Origin of the sequence: Tangfeifania diversioriginum, from assembly GCF_900141875.1 — a bacterium.
GTDB lineage: Bacteria > Bacteroidota > Bacteroidia > Bacteroidales > Prolixibacteraceae > Tangfeifania > Tangfeifania diversioriginum.
On record NZ_FQZE01000010.1, the window covers coordinates 79,421 to 102,636 of the forward strand.

Below are 23,216 nucleotides of genomic sequence, written 5' to 3' on the forward strand. Positions count from 1 at the left end.
ATGAAAGAACAAGAATTAACACATAAAATCATAGGAGCAGCAATGGAGGTTCATAAACATTTGGGCAATGGCTTTCAGGAAGTAGTGTATCAAAGGGCGTTAGCCATTGAGATGCAATTACAGAATATTGATTTTGTAAGAGAACAAGAAATGCCTTTGGTGTATAAAGGACATGATGTAGGCACAAGACGGGTTGACTTTTTTGTGGAAGATAAAATTATGGTAGAAATAAAAGCCATCATTAATTTAGAAGATGTGCATTTAGCTCAAGCAATGAATTATGTGGAAGCTTATAATTTAGATATTGGCTTGCTGATAAATTTTGGCGCCAAGAGTTTGCAATTTAAGCGGGTTCATAATAAAAAGTCTTGAACAATGATTAAAGGATTAATAGATTAACATGATTACAAAAGAAAAAAAATCAGGCAATCAAGCCAATCCCACAAATCAAGGTTCAGACAATATGAATCAAGGTTGGGAAATAAAGAAGTTGGGGGAAGTACTAGCTCTAAAATATGGTAAACCATTACCGAAAAACAAACGGGTTATTGCAGGTAAGTATCCGGTTTATGGTGCAAATGGGATAAAAAGTAGAAGTAATGATTTTTATTATGATAAAGAAACGATAGTAGTTGGAAGAAAAGGTTCAGCTGGTGAAATTAATTTAACCGAAAAGAAGTTTTGGCCACTTGATGTTACATATTTCGCAACCTTTGATAGGGCGAAATTCGACTTGTTCTTTCTTTTTCATTTGTTGAGTTCCCTCGAATTGCCCAAATTAGCAAAAGGTGTAAAACCTGGTATAAACAGAAATGAAGTTTATGAATTAGAGGTTAGCATCCCACCCCTCTCCGAACAACAACGCATTGTTTCCATTTTAGACGAGTGCTTTGCCGCCATAGACAAGGCAAAAGCCAATGCTGAACAAAACCTCAAAAACGCCAAAGAACTTTTTGAAAGTTATTTGCAGGAGGTGTTTGAGAAAAGAAGTCTGAACCATGATTCAAATGATTTGCTTGATTCCCCTGATTCTAAAAATCAAGCCCATCACGGCAATCAGAGAAATCAAGGTTCAGACAAAGGTGAAGGTTGGGAGGAAAAAATCATTAAAGAAGTATGTGAATTAAAAAGTGGAACAACAATATCCAAAAATCTTGAAAGAACGGAAGGCGATGTGCTTTATGTGAAAGTTGGAGATATGACATTACCAGAAAATGAAGTTGAGATTAAAATTTCAAGCAGATTTGTGAATAGCAATGAAATTAAGGCAAATCAAATCATTCCAAATGGTGCTATAATTTTTCCAAAACGGGGTGGTGCTATTGCTACAAATAAAAAACGCAAAATAATAAAACCAACAATAGTTGATTTGAACACAATGGCAATTATTCCAGGAAGTAAAATTGATTCGGATTATTTTTTCCATTGGTTTCAGATTATTGATTTGAATAGCATAAGCAATGGAACTTCAATTCCACAAATCAATAATTACAGTTTTGATGAAGTAAAAATCCTATTTCCAAATTCAAAAACAGAACAACAAAACATCGTCCGTCAATTAGATGCCCTGCGAGCCGAAACGCAAAAGTTGGAAGCTATTTATCAGCAAAAACTTTTAAATTTGGAAGAGTTGAAAAAGAGCGTGTTGCAAAAGGCGTTTACGGGAGAGTTGGCTAAACGACAGGCAGGGTTGAAAACATCGGCAAGCGCAGTGCCCGTGAAGTATGAAATCAATGATAATTTAAGCCAGGCAGCTGAACCAACAAATGAGCGATAAAGAAAAAAATACCGAAGGCTTTATCCCCACTCATGGTGGTTACCGTAATCTGTTCAGCTATCAGAAAGCGGAAATTATTTATGATGGTACGGTATATTTTACGAATCGCTTTTTTCATAAGTACGACCGCACAATAGGGCAAATGGTGCAAGCCGCACGCAGCGGCAAACAAAATATTGCAGAAGCCAGCATGGCATCCGGCACATCGAAAGAAACAGAGATAAAACTTACCAATGTAGCCCGTGCCAGCCTGGAAGAACTGCTCATTGATTATGAAGATTTTCTGAGAACAAAAAAGTTGCTCCTTTGGGAGAAAAACCATCGTTTGGTTGCCCGTGTGCGCGAATTAAATAAAAGAAGACAAAATGAACGAAGCAGAAACCCGTGCAGAACTAATTGACCCCAGGCTAAAAGCCTGCGGCTGGGGCGTGACAGAAGGCTCAAAAGTGCTTCGTGAATACCGCATTACTGAAGGTAAAATCCAATCGGGTGGCGGTCGTGGAAGAAAAATTATTGCAGATTATATTTTAGTACACAAAGGCATCAAACTGGCTGTGATAGAAGCCAAAAGTGATGAATTGGAAGTGGGCGAGGGCGTAATGCAAGCCAAGCAATATGCAGAGAAACTGCAATTGGAAACTACCTACAGTACCAACGGAAAAGCCATTTACCAAATCTGCATGAAAACAGGTGAAGAAGGTTTGGTAACTGATTTTCCAGGCCCCGAAGAACTTTGGAAAAAGACCTTCCCTTCGACAGGCTCAGGGCAGAGTGCCGAAATGGAGTGGAGAGAAAAATTTGCCAATGTTCCTTTTGAAGACAAAAGCGGCACCTGGCAATTGCGCTATTATCAGGAAATAGCCGTTAAAAACACGTTGGAAGCGTTGGCTAGTGGCAGTGATCGCATTTTGCTCACCCTTGCCACAGGAACAGGAAAAACGGCCATTGCTTTTCAAATTGCCTGGAAACTGTTTCAAACCCGCTGGACGGTTCGACAAGCTCACCGACCCAACGAGCCTGCAAGACGTCCCAGAATTTTGTTTCTGGCCGACAGAAATATTTTAGCCAATCAGGCTTTCAATTCGTTTTCCGCATTTCCGGAAGATGCTTTGGTGCGGATAAAGCCAAGCGAGATTAAGAAAAAAGGCAAAGTGCCTACCAACGGCAGTATCTTTTTTACAATCTTTCAAACATTCATGACAGCCTCACCTTCATCGGGCAGCGAAGCTGTCCGCGGTGTCCCACCTGTCCCACAAGAACAACAATTAAACTTTGGGCAATACCCCCCTGACTACTTTGATTTTATCATCATTGACGAGTGCCACCGAGGCGGAGCAAATGATGAAAGTAACTGGCGGGGTATTTTGGAGTATTTTAGTCCGGCAGTGCAATTGGGATTAACCGCCACGCCCAAGCGAGATGACAACGTGGACACCTACAAATACTTTGGCGAGCCTGTTTACATTTATTCGCTGAAAGAAGGCATCAATGACGGTTTCCTGACACCATTCAAAGTAAAACGCATCAAAACCACTTTAGACGATTACCGCTACACTTCGGACGATACCATTGTGGAAGGCGAAATTGAAGAAGGCAAATTGTATGAAGAAAAAGACTTTAACCGCACGATTGAAATTGTAGAGAGAGAAGCCAAACGGGTAAACATCTTTTTAAATGAAGTCATTCAAAACGAAAAAGCCATCATCTTCGGTGCGAATCAGGGACACGCAGCACTGCTTCGGGATTTGGTAAATCAATACGCAAAAAGTAAAGACCCTTTCTATTGCGTTCGGGTTACTGCCAATGATGGAGAAGAGGGAGAAAGAATGTTGCGGGAATTTCAGGACAATGAAAAAACATTGCCAACCATTCTAACCACCTCGCAGAAACTTTCAACGGGAGTTGATGCACGTAACATTCGGAATATCGTTTTGCTTCGTCCTGTAAACTCCATGATTGAGTTTAAACAAATCGTCGGCCGGGGTACGCGATTATTTGACGGCAAAGAATTTTTTACGATTTACGACTTTGTGGATGCCTACAAACATTTCAGCGATCCCGAATGGGACGGAGAACCTATAGAACCTGAGCCAAGAGAACCAAAACCATATCCAACACCTGACCCGGGTGAACCTCCGGTTGTTTCAGATCCTGACGAGCCAAAATCCAAAAAGAAAAGAATCAAAGTCAAACTCCGCGACGGAAAAGAACGAGAAATCAAACACATGATTTCTACTTCGTTTTGGAGTGCAGACGGCAAACCCATTTCAGCCGAAGAATTTTTGAATAATCTGTTTGGTGAGTTACCCAAGCTCTTCAAAGACGAAGAAGAGTTGCGGAAATTGTGGAGCAATCCACTAACAAGAAAAACATTGTTAGAAAACTTAGATGCAGCAGGTTTCCCGAAAGACGATTTACTGACTTTGCAGAAGTTGGTGGATATGGAAAAAAGCGACTTGTATGATGTTTTGGAATACGTTTTCAATGGTGACTATATCGCAATGACTCGCGAAGCAAGAACCAAAGCAGCCGAAGCGACCATTTTTGCATTGCTGAATGACAAACAAAGAGAATTTATTGCATTCGTATTAAGCAAATACGTTGAAACAGGTGTGGAAGAGCTTGACCAGGAGAAACTACCCATCTTGCTGACAAACAAGTATCAATCGTTGGAAGATGCAAAAGAAATATTGGGAGACGTGGCAAACATCAGCAGACTGTTTATCGAATTTCAGGAACATCTGTACAAACAAAAAGTGGCCTAATCCAGGCTCTGTCCAATATTCGAAGAAATCGCAATCATCCGTTCGTATTCCTGCGGAGTGAGGTCCTTAAAGTAGTAGTAGTGCGGATTTACGGCGCTGCCATTTCGGTGCACTTCGTAGTGCAGGTGTGGTGCGGTGGAGCCGCCGGTATTGCCCACGTAACCTATAACATCGCCCCTTTTAACTTTCTGGCCAACTCTGACGTTAAATCCATTCATGTGCGCATAAATAGTTTCGTATCCATAGCCGTGGTCAATGGTAACCACCAGTCCATATCCCGAACGGCTGCGTTTCGATCCTTTCACTTCGGTAACTTTCCCATCGCCCGTGGCATAAACCGGTGTTCCTACCGGAGAAGTAAAATCCATTCCGTAATGAAATTTCCGTACTTTGTAAATGGGATGCATGCGGTAGCCCCAGCCACTGGCGGTCCGTTTTAAATCTTCGTTGGAAACGGGCATAATGGCCGGGATGCTGGCCAGCATTTTCTCTTTGTTAAGCGCCAGATCGAGCACTTCGTCATACGATTTCGACTGGATGTATGCCTCTTTCGCAACAATGTCCAGTTTTTTTGCAGTTTCAATAATCAGCTCCGAATTGTTCAGGTTTTCAAGGTGTGAATATTTATTGCTTCCTCCAAAACCTGCTTTGCGTACCGACGACGGAATGGGCTCGGCTTCAAAAATAACCCGGTAAATATTGTCGTCGCGTTGCTGCAGTTCGGCCAGCACCTGTTCAACTCGTTCAATGTCGCGCGACATCAGTTCGTATTGTGTTAACAGCCGCTGGTTTTCTCTTTTCAGTGTCTTGGAGCGTGGTGTTTCGTAAAAATTCAGGAAAATTACAACCATAATAATAGCCAGCGCGAGACTGCTGGAGAGATAAGTAAGTATCTTTCCCAGTTTCTCTTTCGTTGAAATCCCCACACGTTCGTAACTTAGTGTGTTGGGATTAAATTTGTATTTCTTTTTGGCCATATTCTCTCGGCTAATTTTAATTATCCGTAATAAACAAAATTAATTAAAACCTCTAACTTTGCAAGAATTTTAAAAACCCGTTAATTTTACGGGGCAAAAATAAACAAATAACTTTCAGACAGGCAATTTGTTTACTTTGCTTTAAAGAAAATTAACAAAATAACAGGAAAGAAAAGGATGAAACGAACTTCAAAAGAGATACGAAAGGCATTTCTCGATTTTTTTAAAGAAAAAGAGCACCAGATTGTACAATCGGCACCAATGGTGGTAAAAGGCGATCCCACGCTGATGTTTACCAACGCCGGGATGAACCAGTTTAAAGACCAGTTTCTGGGCAATGAGCCGGTGAAATGGCCGCGGGTGGCCGACACCCAGAAATGCCTGCGTGTTTCGGGCAAGCACAACGATTTGGAAGAAGTGGGTCTCGATACCTACCACCACACCATGTTTGAAATGCTGGGTAACTGGTCGTTTGGCGATTATTTCAAAGAAGAAGCCATCGACTGGTCCTGGGAATTTCTGGTGAAACGCATGGGAATTAACGGTGACCGTTTGTATGCTACTGTTTTTGAAGGGAGCAGCGACGACAAGCTTGAACGCGATTCGGAAGCCGCATCTTACTGGGAAAAGCACCTGCCCAAAGATCGCATCCTAAATGGCAACAAAAAAGATAATTTCTGGGAGATGGGCGACACCGGTCCGTGCGGTCCCTGTTCTGAAATTCATGTGGATTTGCGCAGCGAAACAGAGATTGCAAAAGTTCCCGGCCACGAGCTGGTGAATAAAGATCACCCGCTGGTAATTGAAATCTGGAACCTGGTGTTTATCCAGTTTAACCGGAAAGCCGACGGTAGCCTGGTTGAGCTTCCGAGCAAACACGTGGACACCGGAATGGGATTCGAGCGGCTGTGCATGGTGTTACAGGATGTGACTTCGAATTACGACACCGATATTTTTCAGAATATAATTGGCGAGATTGAAAAACTCAGTGGCAAAAAATACGGCGAAGACCAGAAAACCGATATTGCCATGCGCGTGGTTTCTGACCATCTGCGGGCGGTGGCTTTCGCCATTGCCGACGGTCAATTGCCGTCCAACAACAAAGCGGGTTATGTCATCCGCCGGATTTTGCGGCGCGCCGTGCGTTACGGTTATACTTTCCTCGGTTTCAAAGAGCCGTTTATCTGCAAGCTAATTGAAACGCTGAAAATTACAATGGGCGAATCGTTTCCTGAGCTGGGCGCCCAGCAGCAACTGATTGAAAAAGTGATTAAAGAAGAAGAAGAATCGTTCCTGCGTACGCTTTCCACCGGAATAAAATTACTGGACGACATCATCGCAAAATCAAAAAAAGAAAAAGAGGCACAAATTCCGGGGAAAGATGTGTTTGTGTTGTACGATACATTTGGCTTCCCGGTGGATTTGACCGGCCTGATAGCCCGCGAAAACGAACTGGAAATCGACACCGAAGGTTTTCAAAAGGAGATGGAAGCGCAGAAAAGCCGCTCGCGGAATGCAGCGCAACTGGAAACCGGCGACTGGATTGAAATACGGAAAATCGATCAAACAATATTTTTGGGGTACGATACCACCGAAGCCGACGTGCGGATTGCCCGCTACCGGAAAGTGACGCAGAAGAAAAAATCGTATTACCAATTGGTGTTCGACCAGACGCCGTTTTACGGCGAATCGGGCGGCCAGGTGGGCGACACCGGCTACATCGAATCGGACGGCGAAAAGGTGACCATTTTCGACACGCAGAAGGAAAACAACCTGATTGTGCACCTTGCCAAAGCGTTGCCTGCAAATCCCGAAAGTCATTTCCGGGCGGTAGTGAATACCGAAAAACGGTTGGAAACCGCCAACAACCACACCGCTACCCACCTGTTGCACGCTGCCTTGCGCGAAGTGCTGGGTACGCACGTAGAACAGAAAGGGTCGCTGGTAAATGCCGACCACCTGCGGTTTGATTTCTCTCATTTTCAGAAAATGACTGAGGAAGAAATCGAGAAGGTGGAAGCCATTGTGAATGAAAAAATCCGCGCCAACACGCCACGGGAAGAAAACCGCGAAATGCCCATGGAAGATGCCAAAAATATGGGCGCCATGATGCTGTTCGGTGAGAAATACGGCGATGCGGTGCGTGTGATTAAATTTGGCGATTCGGTGGAATTGTGTGGCGGAACGCACGTGGCAGCCACCGGGCAAATCGGGTTGTTCAAAATTGTTTCAGAGAGTGCAATTGCTGCCGGGGTGCGCCGCATTGAGGCCATTACCGGGCGCCGTGCCGAAAAATATGTGAATGACCAGCTGAAAACGCTCGACAGCATCCGCGAAACCGTGAAAGGCTCGAAAGACATTCTGGGCAGCGTGATGAACCTGCTCCGGGAAAATACAGAGCTTTCGAAAAAGATTGAAGCATTCGGCCGCGATCGTTTGAAGATTTTAAAAGCCAACCTGAAAAGCAAAGTGCTGCTCGAAAATGGCGTGAACATTATTGCTGAAAAAGTTGATGTGGACAACGCCGGCATGCTGAAAGATTTGGCTTTCCAGTTGAAAGGCGAGGCAGATAACCTGTTTTTGGTGTTGGGGGCCGAAATTAATGGCAAACCTAACTTAACGGTAATGATTTCGGACGAATTGGTGGAAGAAAAAGAACTGAACGCCGGGCAGATTGTCCGCGAAGCAGGAAAAGAGATAAAAGGTGGTGGCGGCGGCCAGCCGTTTTACGCCACTGCCGGAGGAAAAGACCCGTCGGGAATCCCGGCTGCCATCGAAAAAGCGCTGTCGTTTTTGCAATAATGGGTGATGCGAATTCCGATTCGCATATTAATAAATTGGCGATTTGTCCCGAAGTGATCGCTACGCGGGAAATCGCCACACCCGGGAAAGAACCGTTCCTTCTTAACTTAAAAGAGGGAACGGTTTTTTGTGATATGAATCATACTCAATTTGTTTGAAGATTAGTAATTTTAAATAGTCAATCTAAAAAATAACGAACCGGCTTTTGGTTGCAAATCACAACTATGAAACCACACCATTTTTTTAGATTCATCTTCCTTTCTGTTTGCATTCTGCTAACTGCCTGCGAAAAAGAATTGCAAGACATTGAAGTTGAGGTAAAACTGATTGACGAAAACGATTATCCGCTGGCTGATCAGTCAGGTGCCAAAATTATTCTTTCCCGCGGAAATGAAGCGTACACGGGGATTACCGATGAAAACGGGAGATACGTTTTTCACAGTTTTCCTTACGGTATTTTTAATGTTTCACTCGAAAAAGAGGGCTTTATTTCAGACATTAGTCAACCTGAACTTGTTAACCACAAAGGCGATTCTGTGTGGGTGCATCAATTCAGAATGGTAGAAGTTCCCCACTTTCAGCTTACTATCGACAGTATTGTTGAGCAGGATTTTGGAGATAAACTGCTGGCTTTCGGGGAACTGTTCAACACCCGGGGAGAGCCGGCGCACCAGTATGGGGCGAGGGTTTTTTTCAGCAATACACCGGATGTTTCAAAGGACAATTACCTCTATTACCATTTTGGAACTTTATTGAAACGACTGATTCACGGCGGAAGATACGAAATGTGGATTACAAGCTGGTTTGGCAGCCTTATCCAGGGAGATTATGACACGTTGTACGTTAAAGTTTATCCATGTGCATTTTACAATGATTGGTTGACTTTACGGGAGGAAGGTTTGGGAACTCCGTCAGAAGTATTTGAATGGAAAGTGCCTGAACATTGATAGTGCGAATAATTTTAGTTGCATACACCTGCCGACACCCAAAGAAGAACTGCGATAAAAGAATGTATTTTCGCTGAAAGCTTCATAGTCAAATAATCGTCTGAATAACTGTCACAATCTACTGCTGACTTCCCGGCGAACAACCCTCTGTGAAATTTGTTTACAAAAGAAAATAAATCTGGGAGTTATGAAACGTCGTCATTTTATTAAAGCGGGAGCTGCCGCGGCCGGAACACTTTTGTTCGATGCATTTCCGTACCATGCATTTGCCGGCACAACCAAAAAATTCGCATCAGACAAAGTCATTCTCGGCGATACCGGAATTGAAGTATCGCGGTTGGCAATGGGCACAGGAACCAACGGGTATGCAAACAGTTCGAACCAAAAACGAAAACTGGGGCTGAAAGGGTTGACCAACCTGCTACGTACCGGTTACGATGAGGGTGTGTTCTTCTGGGAATCGGCCGACCAGTATGGCACGCACCCGCATTTGAAAGAGGCGCTGAAAGCGGTTGACCGCGAGAAGGTAGTGCTGCTAACCAAAACCCATGCAAGAACAGAAAAGGAAATGAAGGCCGACCTCGATCGTTTCAGGAAAGAAATGGGTACCGACTACATCGATATGGTGCTGCTGCATGCGTTGACCAATCCCCGGTGGAACGAAAACCGCAAAGGGGCAATGGAATATTTGTCCAGGGCACGCGAGGATGGAATTATCAGGGCACACGGCGTTTCCTGCCACTCTTTGGGTGCACTCCAAACAGCAGCAGACGAACCCTGGGTGCAGGTGGATTTGGCCCGGATGAATCCCGCCGGTGTGCGCATGGATGCGGAAGTACCCACTGTGGTAAAAGTGCTTCAGAATATGAAAGCCAAAGGGAAAGGTGTTATTGGCATGAAAATTTTGGGAGGTGGCCAGCTGCGCGGTAAAGTAGATGAGGCACTGCAATATGCACTGGCACAGGAATATTTAGATAGTTTTACTATCGGTTCTGAAAGTATTGATGAATTCCAGGAGCTCACCCGAAAAATACCTGCAGCAAGTGTGAGGGGATGAGGTCAAATGCATTATCAAAATTTCAGAAGTAAATATTCCTGTTTTGATGGATTTACTTTTTTGTAAAAGCAGCTCCGTTCTTATGGCGGTGAAAGAAAGATAGAACATCGGTTGAAGTAAATTTGAAAAATACTTTTTTGTCCGGTTTTGGTCTTCTTTTTTTGATTTGTTCCAAATAACAATTATTTTCAGCGCCTTAAATTTCCAGTAAAATGAAGAAGATTTATCAGTTTATAACTTCCCTGCCGTTTATGGCTTTTTTATTTTTAACGTTGGCGTTTTCAATGGCCATTGCCACTTTTGTTGAAAGCAGTTATGGTACACCGGCAGCCCGGTCGCTTATTTACAACACCCGTTGGTTTGAAGCGCTCTGGGCACTCTTTGCCCTTAACCTGCTCAATAACCTGTTTCGGTACCGGTTGCTCACCAAACGCCGGTTCACTATTGGATTGTTTCACGTGGCTTTTCTGGTAATGTTACTGGGTGCCGCTGTTACACGCTGGCTCAGCTACGAGGGCACAATGCACATTCGCGAAAACGACAGCTCGGATTACATTCTTTCTACCAACGACTATTTTTATGCCGGCTGGGGCGATCAGAAAGAAGTGGAAGGTGTTCGTTTTTCGGAACTCACACCCCGGCAGTTTTCTGCAAAATTTGAAGTGGATGGACGCGATGTAAAAGTGAAATCGGTGGGATACATTTCCCACGCCGAGCGGAAACCTGTTCCTGCTGCAAACGGTGAGCCGGTAATCGATTTTGTGTTTGCCACACCCAGCCAGCAGGGAATGCAGTCGTTTGCTTTTGCGACAGGCGATGTGCTGGAATATCCCGGATTTAATGTGGGTTTCGAAACTTCGGGAAAATATGAGATCCGGTTTTTTATGCAGGATGATGAATTATTCATGGTTTCCTCATCAGCACTCGAAGAAAGTACGATGAGCAGTGGTGAGACGACCGAACTGCCCGCCGGTGATACTATTCCCGTTAAAAAAATGTTTTTGTACAGCAAAGATAATTTTCGGTTTTTAATACGTGATTTCTATCCAAGTGCCACTTTTACCGCTGTGAAAAGTGATGCAGAAACCTACGAAGATGCTGTTATGGTTGAGATTGATGATGGTATCCGGAAAAAGACAATTCCTGTATTTGGCTACTCGGGTGTAGCTGCCGATACACTTGATGTTCCGCTGGGAACCGGCAACCTGAAACTGGCTTACGGCGCTGAAAAAATTACCCTTCCGTTTCGCATTCATTTAAAAGACTTTCAGTTGGAACGTTATCCCGGATCTGAATCACCCTCTTCTTACGCCTCGGAGGTTACCCTGATTGATGAAGACGAGGGCGTTGAGCGTAATGTACGGATTTTTATGAATAACACATTGATTTATAAAGGCTACAAGTTTTTTCAGTCGTCGTACGACCAGGATGAAAAAGGAACGGTGCTTTCGGTGAATCACGATTTCTGGGGCACCTGGATTTCCTATATCAGTTACGTTTTGCTGGCCCTGGGGTTTGTGTTGTCATTAATCAACAAAAATTCCTATTTCAGGTTTTTGGCCGGCAAACTGAAACAGAGTTCGGTAAAAGCGGCTACAGTTATTTTGCTGGTAGGTGGATTTGCTTTTGGCGCACAGGCACAATCGAGTGTCGGCACATCCATTCCCGATATTGACGATGAGGTGCCAGCACGTTTCAGCGAGCTTTGGGTGCAGGGTATCGACGGGCGAATTGAGCCCATTTCAACCCTTTCCAGTGAAATTGTTCGGAAAGTGAGCCGCAAATCGTCGCTTTACGGAAAATCGCCCGATGAAGTGGTGCTGAGTATGATGACCTATCCTGATATCTGGCAGCGGCTTCCGTTTGTGCGTGTGGCTGAAAAATCGCTTGCCCGGGAACTGGGAATTTCCGGAAATACCATTTCCATTCAGCAACTATTCGATGAACAGGGGAATTACAAGATTGCGCAGCAGGTGCAGGCCGCGTTCAATAAACCGGCTGCGTTCCGAAACAAGCTGGAAAAAGAATATATCTATCTTGACGAACGGGTGAGTATCTGTTTTATGGTATTCCGCGGTTCGTTGTTTACTATTTTTCCGCGCGAAAACAGTGAAGATTCATGGTATTCGCCCGGCGAAGAGGCTCAAGAGTATTCCGGAGGCGATTCCATTTTTATAAAAAACGGTTTTAACCTGTTGTTGCAATCACTGAGCCAGCAGAATACTACTGATGCGCTGGAAGTATTGAATGCTGTGGATAATTTTCAGCTAAAGTATGGCGGCGATTTGCTCCCGGGAGAATCCAAAAGAAATGCCGAGCTCCTCTACAATAAGGTCAACCCGTTTAAGCGCATTTTTCCGTACTATTTGTTGTTTGGATTTTTGTTGCTGTTTGTACTGTTTGTAAATATTTTCAGGCAGAAACCGCTGCCGGGTCTCCTGAAAAAGGGATTTTACGGTGCCATAATTATTCTTTTTGTAGTTCACACTGCGGGGATTATTATTCGCTGGTACATTTCCGGACGTGCGCCCTGGAGTAATGGATACGAGAGTGTTATTTACGTTGCCTGGACGGTTATGCTGGCCGGGTTGCTTCTTGGCCGAAAGTATCCCATGGTGGTAGGCACTGCCGCTTTCTTATCGGGGATAGCGCTGTTTGTAGCCCACCTGAGCTGGATGAACCCGGAAATTACCCCGCTCGTTCCGGTGCTGAAATCGTATTGGCTCACCATCCACGTTTCTATTATTACGGCCAGTTATGGTTTTCTGGGGTTGAGCGCCTTTTTGGGAATTCTTGTCCTAATTTTAATAGTACTGCGCCGAAATACGAACGAGAATAAAGTGAACCGGTTTATCGAACAGCTTACCACAATAAATGAAATGTCGGCTACTGTGGGACTTTATTTTCTCACTATCGGTACATTTCTGGGCGGTGTGTGGGCCAACGAAAGCTGGGGCCGTTACTGGGGTTGGGATCCCAAGGAAACCTGGTCGCTGATTACAGTTATGATTTACTCTTTCATTGTGCATATGCGGCTTATCCCGTCGCTGAAAGGCGTTTTCAATTACAACTTTGCTTCTGTTCTTGGCTTCGCTTCGGTGCTGATGACCTATTTTGGGGTGAATTACTATCTCGCTGGTTTGCATTCCTATGGGAAGGGAGTAGCCGATGGGGTAAATCCTGCCGTTCCGGTTTCATTTGCAATGCTGGCAGGACTGATGATTTGGGCTTATATAAAAGATTTGAAATATGAAAAAGCGAAAGAACAAGAAGTCTGATTTTTTTTTGTAATAGCTAATTATTAGGTTCAATACCTGCTTGCCGAAAATGGATTCCAAATTTCTGTAATTTTTGACTGTTTCATTCTTAGGGTCGATTGTGTTAGGTTTATGGTGTTGGTTATCTGTCTGTTATGGTTGTTTTGAATAGTTCTAAATAATTCTTGATACCTAATTCGAAGCATTGGGAGAATCAAGCCCTTAAACAAAACCCTTATCTTTGGCCGGTTTAACAAATTTATGGTTAAAATGACAATAAAAGTTACACGTACTTTTGATATCCTTGAGCGTTATATACACGAGTTTCCGCGCGAAGATGCCCTTGGCGGGAAAAAAGACGGAGAGTGGTACACCTATTCTACCGAAGATTATTACAAAAAATCACATCAGTTTGCATTGGGGCTGCTGGCACTGGGGTTTAAAAAAGGCGATAAAATAGCCACGGTTACCAGCAACCGACCGGAGTGGAACTTTGCCGATATGGGAATGGCGATGACAGGAGTGGTGCATGTACCCATGTATCCAAATATTAGCGATGAGGAGTATAAATATATTCTGGAACATTCTGAGGTGCAAATGTTAATTGTGGGTAATAATAGATTGCACAAAAAGCTAAAACCCATTGTAAAGGAACTACCGGATTTAAAGCTGGTTTTTTCATTTGAAAAACTGGAAGGTGTAAAAAATTTTGAAGAAATACTGGAGTTGGGCAAGTCGAAACGTTTGGATTTTGAAGCAGAACTTGATAAACTTAAAAATTCGATACTCCCCGAGGATTTTGCCACATTAATTTATACATCGGGGACAACCGGTGTCCCCAAAGGAGTAATGCTTTCGCAAAACAATCTGGTTTCCAATTTTGTGACACACTCCAGAATGCACCACCTGGGCAAAAAGCACCGGGTTATCAGTTTCCTGCCGCTATGCCATGTTTACGAGCGCAGTGTAAACTATCATTTTCAGTATAAAGGAATGGGAGTGTATTATGTGGGCAATTTGAATCAGATTGTAACTGCCATAAAAGAAATTAAACCCCACATGTTTAATTCAGTGCCACGGTTGCTCGAAAAAGTTTACGATGGTTTTGTGGCCAAAGGCAAAGAGTTATCGGGGATTAAAAAGTTGCTCTATTTTTGGGCACTGCGGTTAACACGCCATTTTGAATACAATAAAAAATATGGTCCACTGTTGAAACTGAAAATAAAAATTGCCGATAAGCTGATTTATTCCAAATGGCGCAAAGCCCTGGGTGGAAACATCGTTTATGTCGTGTCGGGTGGGGCAGCGCTGCAGCCGCGCATTGCCCGGGTACTTGGAATGGCAGGAATGTATAACCTCGAAGGTTATGGGTTAACAGAAACCTCACCTGTGATTGCGGTGAACAACCCGGCAAAAGGCGAAATGAAAATTGGAACTGTTGGCCCGGTGCTCGAAGGGTTTGAAGTGAAAATTGCAAAAGATGGCGAAATTTTGTGCAAAGGCCCCGGAGTGATGATGGGCTACTACAAATCGCCCGAAATGACAGCTGAAGTAATTGATAAAAACGGCTGGTTTCATACCGGCGATATTGGAGTTTTGGAAGAGGGCAAATACCTGAAAATTACCGATCGCAAAAAGGAGATTTTCAAACTGTCGGGAGGGAAATACATTGCCCCGCAAATGATTGAGAATAAGTTGAAAACCTCGAACCTGATTGAACAGGTGATGGTAATTGGTGAAAACCAGAAATATGCCAGTGCGCTTGTCTCTCCAAATTTCCCGTTGTTGCACGACTGGTGTGCTGAGCATAAAATTCATTTCGAAAACAATAAAGAGCTGATAAAGATACCCGAAGTGTTTGCTCAAATCAGAAAAGAGGTTGATGAAATTAATAAAACGCTTGGCAACCACGAACAAATAAACCGCATCAGGCTGGTTTGCGACGAGTGGACACCTGCAACCGGGGAACTCTCTCCCACATTGAAACTGCGCAGAAATGCAGTTGCAGTGAAGTACCAGCAGCTTATCAATGAGATTTATGCCAACGGAAATTCCAAGGTGAAGAATTAAAATGAATCGTTAAATTAACCAGCGGCCGGTAATGTGAAAATAAACCGGCTGCCTCTTCCCGGTTTGCTTTCCGCCCAGATTTTTCCATCATTTTTCTCCACAAATTCTTTGCAGAGAATTAATCCCAGCCCTGTGCCTGTTTCGTTTCCGGTGCCTGGTTCCGAAATTTTTTCAGAAATGCTGAATAGTTTACCGAGTTTGGCTTCGTCGATTCCAACTCCGTTATCGGCAACAGAAACTGCAATATGATTATTTTTTTGTTTCGCCGAAATTGTAATATTCCCTCCGGGGTTTGTGTATTTCAGGGCGTTTGAAACCAAATTTCTGAGCACTGTGGAAATGGACTCTATATCGGCAATAACAAAAGTGTTTTTTTCAATTTGTTGTTCAAGCGAGATGTTCTTGTTTTTAGCACTGGTGACAAACTGTTTCTCAACATTAGTACTAATTTTCGAGAGATCGGTTTTCTCTTTTTTATAGCTGATTTTTCCCGTTTGAATTTGCGACCAACTCAGCAATCTTTCCACGAGGGCATAAACGTTTGCGGCCGAATTTTTTAGTTCCAGCAGCAGGTTTTTCATTTCCAGTTGAGGTAATTCGTCAAAATTTTCAGAAATAAGCGTGGTTAATCCCAGCAAGCCGTTAAACGGGCTTTTTAAGTCGTGCGCAATTATGGTAAAAAATTTATCCTTATCGGCATTGGCCTGCTTCAACTTCTTTTCTGAATTTTCCAGTTTTCTGCTCAGCTTCATCAGTTTCATCCTGCTCCGTGCAATAAAAATAAGGGTGATGAGGATTAAAATTCCAAATGCCGAAAAAATCCAGATTTTGAGTTTTTGCTCGCGGATGGTAATTTGCTGAATCTCGTTGTTCTGTTTTAAAATCAGGTTTTCCTGTTGCTGCTGCTGGTTGAAATATTTTACTTGTAAATCGGTAAATTTTGAAATCTTTTCAGCATTGAACAGGCTGTCTTTCAATTGAGTGGCCTCTTTTAGGTATTGATAGGCATCGTTTGTATTTCCTTCTTTTTCAGCTAATTCCGATAAAACAAAGAGGTTGTCTTTTAATAAGTTTACGTAATTGTTTTCTATCGACAAAGCGTAGCTCCGGGTGATGTGTTTTTTTGCTGAATCCGGTTGGTTTATGTCGAAATAAGTTTTCCCCAGTTCATACTCCGCAATGGCAATCCTGTTTGTATTTGCAATTCGTTGAGAATAATCGAGTGATTTTTGAAAGTGGAACAGTGCTGAATCGGGCATGTTCATACGCCTGTAAACCCCGCCCAAAAATCCGGAGAGGTAGGAATTTTTTTTGTTTTGTGAATCAGATTTAATAGCATTTTTATAGCCAAGCCGATAGTTTTTTAAAGCAGGGGTGTAAGCATCCAGGTTCTCGTAGCACTTTCCAATGTTGGCATAAGTATATGACAAATCATAATAAGCGTTAACCTCCAGGGCATACGACAACGCATCCTGATGCCATTCAAGGGCATCGTTGTAAAGCCCCCAGTCCTGGTAAATCAAACCTATGTTATTCATAATTTTGATGATGCCGGCAGTGTCATTTAAAGGCTTCCGTATTTCCAGCGCCCTGAGGTAAAAATTGAGTGCCTCGTTACTGTTTCCGAGCCAGTAATTGGCAACGGCCGTATTATTGTAAACTCTGCCCAGCATGGAAGAATCGTTTAGTTCCTGGTAGATTTTTTTTGATTTTTCAAAAAATTGCAGCGATTCCGAATTCTCTCCGAGCTGCAGGTAGTTCATGCCTATGGAATTATAGGTTAATGCTTTCGTGCTTTCGTCAGATTCATATTCCAAAGCTTCGAGATAATACTTAATTGCCTGATTTTTATTTGCAGGTTCCTGCGTTTTGGCAAGCTTAACCAGAATATTAGCCTTTACTGAATCAATTTTAGTTGATTGCAATACCTGTATCAGGCTGTCAGTATTTACTTCTGCTGCAAGAGTGGTGGAAGCAAAAATGACACTTAATAGGATATTTAAAATACTCAGGAAAACAAATTTCTGGTTTCTTACAGGCATTTTACAATTAAAATTTTTCAGCGAACTAAGGTAAATAATTTTCTAAATGCTACAATAAGCCTGATGCCTTTTAGGTACGAATTGATTTAATCATTTCATAGCCCTTTAACGGAATTATGCCTGGGACAAAACGGTGTCATTTGATGGCAGTAATATGCTGCCTGTTTTTCAGCCTGAAATATTTAAAATAAATTCACTTTCATAATTTTAATGCTTTCTGTTAGTTTTAATTTACAGAGTTTGATTTGAATTTTATGCGAAACTGAATGAATAGCGGAATTTAAACCTGTATAATATGAATAAAAAAGACATCGCTAAAACCCGGTTGGAAAATCAGCAAATTGCTGCTGGTAAATTCACATCTCCTTCAGATTTGGTTAGCTGGATGGGTGCCATGCAGGCGCAGGATTACAACATGGTAAAATGGGCCATTGGATTGAGGTTGCAGGATTCGGATTTGGAAGATATAGAAAAAGCCATTGAACGGGGCGAAATTATTCGAACCCACCTGCTCCGGCCAACGTGGCATTTTGTTACGGCAGACGATTTGCCTTGGCTGACTGAACTTACCGCACCCCAGCTCAAATCTGGTTTGCGTACGAGGCATAAGGAACTGGGATTGACCGCCAAAGTAATTTCAAAAAGCAACAAAATAATCCGGGAAGCGCTGGAAGGAGGAAAACAACTTACACGCAAAGAATTAAATCCGCTGCTTGAAGCGGCGGGGTTCAGGAATGAAAATAATTTGTTTGCACACCTCCTACTCCTCGCCGAGCTGGATGGACTTATTTGCAGCGGCGCCACAAAAGGGAACCAACACACCTACGCGCTTCTGAATGAACGGATACCGGCAGCGCCCAAACTAACCCGGGACGATGCGCTGGAAAAACTTGCCCGGAGCTACTTTACAAGCCACGGACCGGCTACGCTCGAAGATTTCACCTGGTGGTCGGGACTGCCGTTAAAAGATGCACGGAATGCGCTGGAAATGATCGGGAACGATTTTATTTCAGAAGAAGTCGGACAGCAAACATACTGGCTCAGTGAAAACATATCTTTAAAAGACGAAAAAAACACGGTTCATCTCCTTCCTGCTTACGACGAATTTTTAATCAGCTACAAAAACCGGAGCGCATCGATTACGGCGACCGACCAACAAAAAGCCATATCAAACAACGGTATTTTCCGTCCGGTTATCATAGTAAACGGAGAGGTGGCCGGCATCTGGAAGCGAACAGTAAAACCGGCAAAAGTGGTGATTGAAACTACATTCTTCAAAAAACAAACGAAAAAAGTCATGGAACAGACAGGGGAAGCAGCAAAGCAATTTGCCTTGTTTTTGGGAAAAAAACCGGAAATCCGGCCTTCAGTGCCCTAAAACAACATCATTCCATAAAGCCCGTCTTTTGTCGCAATTCACCTTACACATTGTCGCAAATACAACTTTTAATTTCAATTTTATCGGATTAAATTTGAACTAATTTAATTTCATACTTAAAAGTATTTTATTATGAAACAAGCAGCACAGCCTTATTTTCATTTTGACGGAAACTGCCGCGAGGCCATGGAATTTTACGGACAACTTTTCGGAGGAAAATTAGAGATAATGACCATCGGAGAGTCTTCTGCCAAAGAACAATTTTCCAAAGACCTGTACGACCAGGTTTTGCATTCACACCTTCAGAACGGTGATTTTTTTATTATGGCTTCCGATATGTGCGGAATGGGAGAACTAACGCCAGGCAATTCGGTAGATATTAACCTGAATTGTACTTCGGAAGAGGAAATCAATCATCTATACAAACAATTAGCCGAAGGAGGGAAAATTCTTGATGAGCTGAAGGAACAATTCTGGGGCGCTTTGTTTGCGATGGTCACCGACCGGTTTGGCGTTCGGTGGATGTTGTCGTTCGACAAAAAATAAATTAAAATGGAACCCAGAATTATTGTGGAAGAGGATTGCGGCAATTCACCGCGGAAACATCTGCTAAAAGAATTCAATATTGCTTTTGCCCGGGGCGATGTAGAAAACATCCTTTCATACGTAACCGACGACATTGCATGGGAAAGCGTGGGTGAGAAACGACTGGAAGGCATTGAAAATTTCAGAAAAGAGCTGGAAAGTCTGAAACAGGTTGAAGTGGCAGAGTTGAAAATTGAAAATATAATAACGCATGGCTGGATAGCTTCTGCCAATGGAATAATGCACATGAAAAACGGACAGACTTTTGATTTTTGCGATGTGTATATTTTTAGCAGCGCCGCCAAAAACGGAAAATTAAAAGCGATAAAATCGTATTGCATTCAAATTTAGAATAATGGTAAATGAACAAACCTATGTGGCCCTTTTGAGGGGAATTAATGTGGGAGGGCACCACAAAGTTCCTATGGCTGAACTCCGCACCGAAATGGAACAAATGGGCTTTAAAAAAATAAACACCATCCTCAATTCCGGCAACATTATTTTTACCGGCCCGCCGAAAGAAGAAAGCCGGCTGGAAGCAGACATTGCCCTTCATCTGGAAAAGGTTTTCGGATTTTCCATTCCTGTTCGGGTGCGAAATGCCGGCGAAATATTGGCATTAACAGCCGCCAATCCTTTTAAAGATATCGAAGTAACCCGGGATCTTCGCCTTTACGTTTCTTTTTTAAAAGAAGTTCCCGAAAATAAATTAGCGCTGCCCTGGGTTTCAGAAGATAAATCATTCCGTATTGTGAATATCCGGGGAAAAGAAGTATGCAGCGTTTTGGATGTTTCCGTTACCAAAACACCAAAAGGGATGGAACTGCTGGAACAATTTTTCGGAGGAGATATTACCACCCGCAACTGGAATACATTAAGCCGGATTGCGGGTAAAATCGACTGACATCATGCGCCAACAGCCACTTTTACAAATTTCAGGCGGTAGTCCGACGGTGACATTCCGGAATATTTACGGAATACATTCCTGAACGCTTTGTTGTCGAGGTAGCCCACTTCAAACATTACCTCGTTCACCGTTTTGTAGCCTTTCTCCAACTCGCGCTTGGCTGCTTCCACTTTTACCCGCTGAATGTATTCCATCACCGTATTCCCGGTTTCTTTTTTAAACCGGCGCTCAAAAGTGCGGCGGCCAATTCCAATGTCGGCAATAATCTCGTTCACACTTAACCTGTCCCGGTACCTCTCTTCTATTAAAGCCTGGGCTTGCCTTATTTCTTCATCTGCATGCGATTTTTGACCGGTAAAAATAATAAACGGCGTTTGCGACTTCCTTCCCCAGTCAACCTGAAAGATTTTGGAGCAATAGATAGCCACATCCCTTCCGGCAAATTTTTCAATCAGATACAAAACCAGGTTGGCTGACGAAAAAGCCCCGCCGCCGGTGTAAATTCCGGCCTCATCTGTTAGTATCCGGTCGTTGACCAGTTTAACTTTTGGGTACAATTTTTTAAACTCCTCCGAAGCCTGCCAGTGTGTAACACACAGTTTATTGTCTAAAAGCCCTGTTGCTGCCAGGATAAAAGCCCCCAAACATAAACTGGCTAACTGCGCACCCAATTGATACTGGTTGCGAATCCAGGGAAAAAAGGCACTGTTTTGCTGTATTCCACCGGCAAGATCCCCGCGTAACGGCGGAATAATAATTAAATCTGCTTTTACCGGTTCGGTTATCAGGCGGTCTGCTTCAATGTGATACAAGCCGTCGCCGGTTTGAACCGGCGAATCAATACCCACCACCTCCACATTGAACAAAGGAGGTTCGTCCTCGTTTTTTAAACATTCATTGGCTTCGAGAAAAGCTTGCCTGGCATTCTCCAAGCTACCTACATTTACCTGCTTTAAGGCAAGAATAACTATGTGCTTCATGAAAGTATATTATTTTTTGAGCATTCTTTTTGTCGCAATCTGCCTTCAACAATGTCGCAACTGCATCTTTTCTATAAACCCTTAACTACCTAACTTTGTTCTGATTAAATACAAATCTGTTTTAAGGATGATATTATGGGAAACAATAAAATGAGCAAAATCAAAATTTCTGCATTTACGATTTCATTGGATGGTTTTGGGGCCGGACTCAACCAAAGCCAGGAAAATCCCCTGGGTATTAAAGGTCATGAACTGCATGGCTGGATGATTCCGACAAAAATGGCCCAGAGGATGATATTTGGGAAAGATGGCGGAACGGAGGGAACAGACAATGACTTTGCCGAAAAATCCATGGAGAACATTGGGGCCTGGATTATGGGGCGCAATATGTTTGCACCAAGCCGGGGTTCCTGGCCGGATGATGAATGGAAAGGTTGGTGGGGCGAAGAACCGCCGTATCATGGTCCGGTATATATATTGACGCATCATGAAAGAGACCCAATAAAAATGAAGGGCGGGACAACATTCCATTTTATAACCGGCGGTATTGAATCCGCATTGGCAGAAGCTAAAAAGGTAGCCAACGGAAAAGATATACGTATCCTTGGTGGTGCCTCAACAATTCGCCAGTACCTGCAGGCAGGTTACGTCGATGAAATGCATTTTGTGATTTCTCCGGTTTTTCTTGGTTCAGGAGAACACTTATTTTCCGGCATTGATATGCCTCAATTGGGGTTGAATAAAATACAAAGAGTGGAGGGAGAAAAAGCAACTCACATCATACTGACGAAAAGTAGCAAAGAGAATGGTATATTCTGAATAGAAGGAATTTGGCGAAGGAAGATTTACATAAATAATTGGTAAAATAACGATGAAAACAACACCGAAACATGATGAACGTATGGCAAATATGACTTTTGCATCAGTATATCCGCACTATGTGGCAAAAGTGGAGAAGAAGGGAAGAACAAAAGAGGAATTACACCAGGTAATAGAGTGGTTAACTGGTTTTGATGAAAAACAGCTACAAAAGCTCATCGATGAGAAAGTGACTTTTGAGACATTCTTTGAAAAAGCAAAATTAAACCTGAACGCTCATCTGATTAAAGGAGTAATCTGTGGATATCGTGTAGAAGAAATCGAGAATCCGTTGACGCAAAAAGTAAGATATCTGGACAAGCTTGTCGATGAGTTGGCAAAGGGAAAAGCGATGGAGAAAATCTTGCGCAAAAAATAAATATAGGTTATGAGAAAAATATCGGAATTGGTTTTACTGCATTACGTAAAAAAATAAGAACCATGGCAACAACAGATTTTAAAACAATTGATGAATACATGGCTTCTTTCCCGGAAGAAGACCAGAAGGTACTCCAAAAAATCAGGACGACGATTCAAAAAGCAGCGCCTGGGGCTGAGGAAGTAATTAGCTATCAAATGCCGACCTTCAGACTTAAGAGAATTTTGGTACATTTTGCCGCATTTAAAGATCACATTAGCTTTTTTCCTACTCCTTCTGCTATTGTGGCATTTAAAAAAGAACTTTCGCAGTTTGAAACCTCCAAAGGGACAATCAAGTTTTATAAAGACAAGCCAATTCCTTATGATTTAATTGCTGAGATCACGAAATTCAGGGTGAAAGAAAATCTGGAAAAAAAATAAAGCAATAAATGGA

At 42.9% G+C, this 23,216-nt stretch carries 19 protein-coding genes; 16 read left to right on the plus strand and 3 right to left on the minus strand.

Annotation, left to right across the window (positions count from 1 at the left end):
• The 4 genes from BUC07_RS08340 to hsdR are packed head-to-tail and all read left to right on the plus strand — an operon-like array spanning position 1 to position 4,542.
• Positions 1 to 372, plus strand: coding sequence for a GxxExxY protein (locus tag BUC07_RS08340; RefSeq protein ID WP_073168316.1), 372 nt, complete (start codon positions 1 to 3; stop codon positions 370 to 372).
• 28 nt (positions 373 to 400) lie between these two features.
• Positions 401 to 1,777 carry a restriction endonuclease subunit S gene (locus BUC07_RS08345; protein WP_073168317.1) on the plus strand — a complete coding sequence of 459 codons (1,377 nt, stop codon included), beginning with the start codon at positions 401 to 403 and terminating at the stop codon, positions 1,775 to 1,777.
• On the plus strand, positions 1,767 to 2,177 hold the full coding sequence (locus BUC07_RS08350; RefSeq protein ID WP_139279512.1) for a four helix bundle protein: 411 nt from the start codon (positions 1,767 to 1,769) through the stop codon (positions 2,175 to 2,177). Before BUC07_RS08345 ends, BUC07_RS08350 begins: the two co-directional genes overlap by 11 nt.
• Entirely contained in the window at positions 2,143 to 4,542 is a 2,400-nt protein-coding gene (gene hsdR / locus BUC07_RS08355; RefSeq protein WP_073168319.1) for an EcoAI/FtnUII family type I restriction enzme subunit R, read from the plus strand. The genes BUC07_RS08350 and hsdR overlap by 35 nt, the downstream gene beginning before the upstream one ends.
• On the opposite strand, the gene BUC07_RS08360 is transcribed toward hsdR, so the two are convergent.
• A complete protein-coding gene (locus tag BUC07_RS08360; RefSeq protein WP_073168320.1) occupies positions 4,539 to 5,519 on the minus strand; it encodes a M23 family metallopeptidase in 981 nt (326 codons plus the stop codon). The genes hsdR and BUC07_RS08360 overlap by 4 nt on opposite strands.
• Before the next feature lie 177 nt (positions 5,520 to 5,696).
• Between BUC07_RS08360 and alaS the strand changes: the two genes are divergently transcribed.
• The 5 genes from alaS to BUC07_RS08385 all read left to right on the plus strand — a co-directional run bounded on the left by alaS (position 5,697) and on the right by BUC07_RS08385 (position 15,652).
• Complete coding sequence (gene alaS / locus BUC07_RS08365; protein WP_073168322.1) at positions 5,697 to 8,321, plus strand: alanine--tRNA ligase; 2,625 nt, start codon at positions 5,697 to 5,699, stop codon at positions 8,319 to 8,321.
• Between the two features lie 224 nt (positions 8,322 to 8,545).
• On the plus strand, positions 8,546 to 9,268 hold the full coding sequence (locus tag BUC07_RS08370; RefSeq protein WP_073168323.1) for a carboxypeptidase-like regulatory domain-containing protein: 723 nt from the start codon (positions 8,546 to 8,548) through the stop codon (positions 9,266 to 9,268).
• A gap of 187 nt (positions 9,269 to 9,455) precedes the next feature.
• Positions 9,456 to 10,325: an aldo/keto reductase gene (locus tag BUC07_RS08375; protein WP_073168325.1), complete on the plus strand. Its 870-nt coding sequence runs from the start codon at positions 9,456 to 9,458 to the stop codon at positions 10,323 to 10,325.
• 212 nt (positions 10,326 to 10,537) lie between these two features.
• On the plus strand, positions 10,538 to 13,603 hold the full coding sequence (gene ccsB, locus BUC07_RS08380) for a c-type cytochrome biogenesis protein CcsB (protein WP_073168327.1): 3,066 nt from the start codon (positions 10,538 to 10,540) through the stop codon (positions 13,601 to 13,603).
• 249 nt (positions 13,604 to 13,852) lie between these two features.
• Complete coding sequence (locus BUC07_RS08385; protein WP_245792671.1) at positions 13,853 to 15,652, plus strand: AMP-dependent synthetase/ligase; 1,800 nt, start codon at positions 13,853 to 13,855, stop codon at positions 15,650 to 15,652.
• 14 nt (positions 15,653 to 15,666) lie between these two features.
• Here BUC07_RS08385 and BUC07_RS08390 read toward each other — a convergent pair whose 3' ends face one another.
• Positions 15,667 to 17,694: a tetratricopeptide repeat-containing sensor histidine kinase gene (locus BUC07_RS08390; protein WP_073168328.1), complete on the minus strand. Its 2,028-nt coding sequence runs from the start codon at positions 17,692 to 17,694 to the stop codon at positions 15,667 to 15,669.
• Between the two features lie 295 nt (positions 17,695 to 17,989).
• Between BUC07_RS08390 and BUC07_RS08395 the strand changes: the two genes are divergently transcribed.
• The 4 genes from BUC07_RS08395 to BUC07_RS08410 all read left to right on the plus strand — a co-directional run bounded on the left by BUC07_RS08395 (position 17,990) and on the right by BUC07_RS08410 (position 20,561).
• A complete protein-coding gene (locus tag BUC07_RS08395; protein WP_073168330.1) occupies positions 17,990 to 19,072 on the plus strand; it encodes a winged helix DNA-binding domain-containing protein in 1,083 nt (360 codons plus the stop codon).
• A 132-nt stretch (positions 19,073 to 19,204) separates the two neighbouring features.
• Positions 19,205 to 19,618 (plus strand): VOC family protein, encoded by a 414-nt coding sequence (locus BUC07_RS08400; RefSeq protein ID WP_073168332.1) that lies wholly within the window; start codon positions 19,205 to 19,207, stop codon positions 19,616 to 19,618.
• A 6-nt stretch (positions 19,619 to 19,624) separates the two neighbouring features.
• Positions 19,625 to 20,008, plus strand: coding sequence for a nuclear transport factor 2 family protein (locus tag BUC07_RS08405; protein WP_073168334.1), 384 nt, complete (start codon positions 19,625 to 19,627; stop codon positions 20,006 to 20,008).
• A 4-nt stretch (positions 20,009 to 20,012) separates the two neighbouring features.
• Positions 20,013 to 20,561, plus strand: coding sequence for a DUF1697 domain-containing protein (locus tag BUC07_RS08410; protein WP_073168335.1), 549 nt, complete (start codon positions 20,013 to 20,015; stop codon positions 20,559 to 20,561).
• A gap of 2 nt (positions 20,562 to 20,563) precedes the next feature.
• Here BUC07_RS08410 and BUC07_RS08415 read toward each other — a convergent pair whose 3' ends face one another.
• Positions 20,564 to 21,544: a GlxA family transcriptional regulator gene (locus BUC07_RS08415; RefSeq protein ID WP_073168337.1), complete on the minus strand. Its 981-nt coding sequence runs from the start codon at positions 21,542 to 21,544 to the stop codon at positions 20,564 to 20,566.
• 150 nt (positions 21,545 to 21,694) lie between these two features.
• Here BUC07_RS08415 and BUC07_RS08420 point away from each other — a divergent pair, with 150 nt between their 5' ends.
• The 3 genes from BUC07_RS08420 to BUC07_RS08430 all read left to right on the plus strand — a co-directional run bounded on the left by BUC07_RS08420 (position 21,695) and on the right by BUC07_RS08430 (position 23,203).
• Entirely contained in the window at positions 21,695 to 22,363 is a 669-nt protein-coding gene (locus BUC07_RS08420; RefSeq protein WP_073168393.1) for a dihydrofolate reductase family protein, read from the plus strand.
• Between the two features lie 52 nt (positions 22,364 to 22,415).
• Positions 22,416 to 22,781: a DUF2200 domain-containing protein gene (locus tag BUC07_RS08425; protein ID WP_073168339.1), complete on the plus strand. Its 366-nt coding sequence runs from the start codon at positions 22,416 to 22,418 to the stop codon at positions 22,779 to 22,781.
• Between the two features lie 62 nt (positions 22,782 to 22,843).
• Entirely contained in the window at positions 22,844 to 23,203 is a 360-nt protein-coding gene (locus BUC07_RS08430) for an iron chaperone (protein WP_073168340.1), read from the plus strand.
• Positions 23,204 to 23,216: the final 13 nt, after the last annotated feature.

Coding starts and splice junctions, on each gene's coding strand:
- BUC07_RS08425 (WP_073168339.1), top strand. CDS start 22,416: ATGAAAACAACACCGAAACATGATGAACGTATGGCAAATATGACTTTT.
- BUC07_RS08375 (WP_073168325.1), top strand. CDS start 9,456: ATGAAACGTCGTCATTTTATTAAAGCGGGAGCTGCCGCGGCCGGAACA.
- BUC07_RS08340 (WP_073168316.1), top strand. CDS start 1: ATGAAAGAACAAGAATTAACACATAAAATCATAGGAGCAGCAATGGAG.
- BUC07_RS08395 (WP_073168330.1), top strand. CDS start 17,990: ATGAATAAAAAAGACATCGCTAAAACCCGGTTGGAAAATCAGCAAATT.
- BUC07_RS08415 (WP_073168337.1), bottom strand. CDS start 21,544: ATGAAGCACATAGTTATTCTTGCCTTAAAGCAGGTAAATGTAGGTAGC.
- BUC07_RS08370 (WP_073168323.1), top strand. CDS start 8,546: ATGAAACCACACCATTTTTTTAGATTCATCTTCCTTTCTGTTTGCATT.
- BUC07_RS08405 (WP_073168334.1), top strand. CDS start 19,625: ATGGAACCCAGAATTATTGTGGAAGAGGATTGCGGCAATTCACCGCGG.
- BUC07_RS08390 (WP_073168328.1), bottom strand. CDS start 17,694: ATGCCTGTAAGAAACCAGAAATTTGTTTTCCTGAGTATTTTAAATATC.
- BUC07_RS08350 (WP_139279512.1), top strand. CDS start 1,767: ATGAGCGATAAAGAAAAAAATACCGAAGGCTTTATCCCCACTCATGGT.
- BUC07_RS08360 (WP_073168320.1), bottom strand. CDS start 5,519: ATGGCCAAAAAGAAATACAAATTTAATCCCAACACACTAAGTTACGAA.
- BUC07_RS08420 (WP_073168393.1), top strand. CDS start 21,695: ATGAGCAAAATCAAAATTTCTGCATTTACGATTTCATTGGATGGTTTT.
- BUC07_RS08430 (WP_073168340.1), top strand. CDS start 22,844: ATGGCAACAACAGATTTTAAAACAATTGATGAATACATGGCTTCTTTC.
- BUC07_RS08385 (WP_245792671.1), top strand. CDS start 13,853: ATGACAATAAAAGTTACACGTACTTTTGATATCCTTGAGCGTTATATA.
- BUC07_RS08345 (WP_073168317.1), top strand. CDS start 401: ATGATTACAAAAGAAAAAAAATCAGGCAATCAAGCCAATCCCACAAAT.
- alaS (WP_073168322.1), top strand. CDS start 5,697: ATGAAACGAACTTCAAAAGAGATACGAAAGGCATTTCTCGATTTTTTT.
- ccsB (WP_073168327.1), top strand. CDS start 10,538: ATGAAGAAGATTTATCAGTTTATAACTTCCCTGCCGTTTATGGCTTTT.
- hsdR (WP_073168319.1), top strand. CDS start 2,143: ATGAACGAAGCAGAAACCCGTGCAGAACTAATTGACCCCAGGCTAAAA.
- BUC07_RS08400 (WP_073168332.1), top strand. CDS start 19,205: ATGAAACAAGCAGCACAGCCTTATTTTCATTTTGACGGAAACTGCCGC.
- BUC07_RS08410 (WP_073168335.1), top strand. CDS start 20,013: ATGGTAAATGAACAAACCTATGTGGCCCTTTTGAGGGGAATTAATGTG.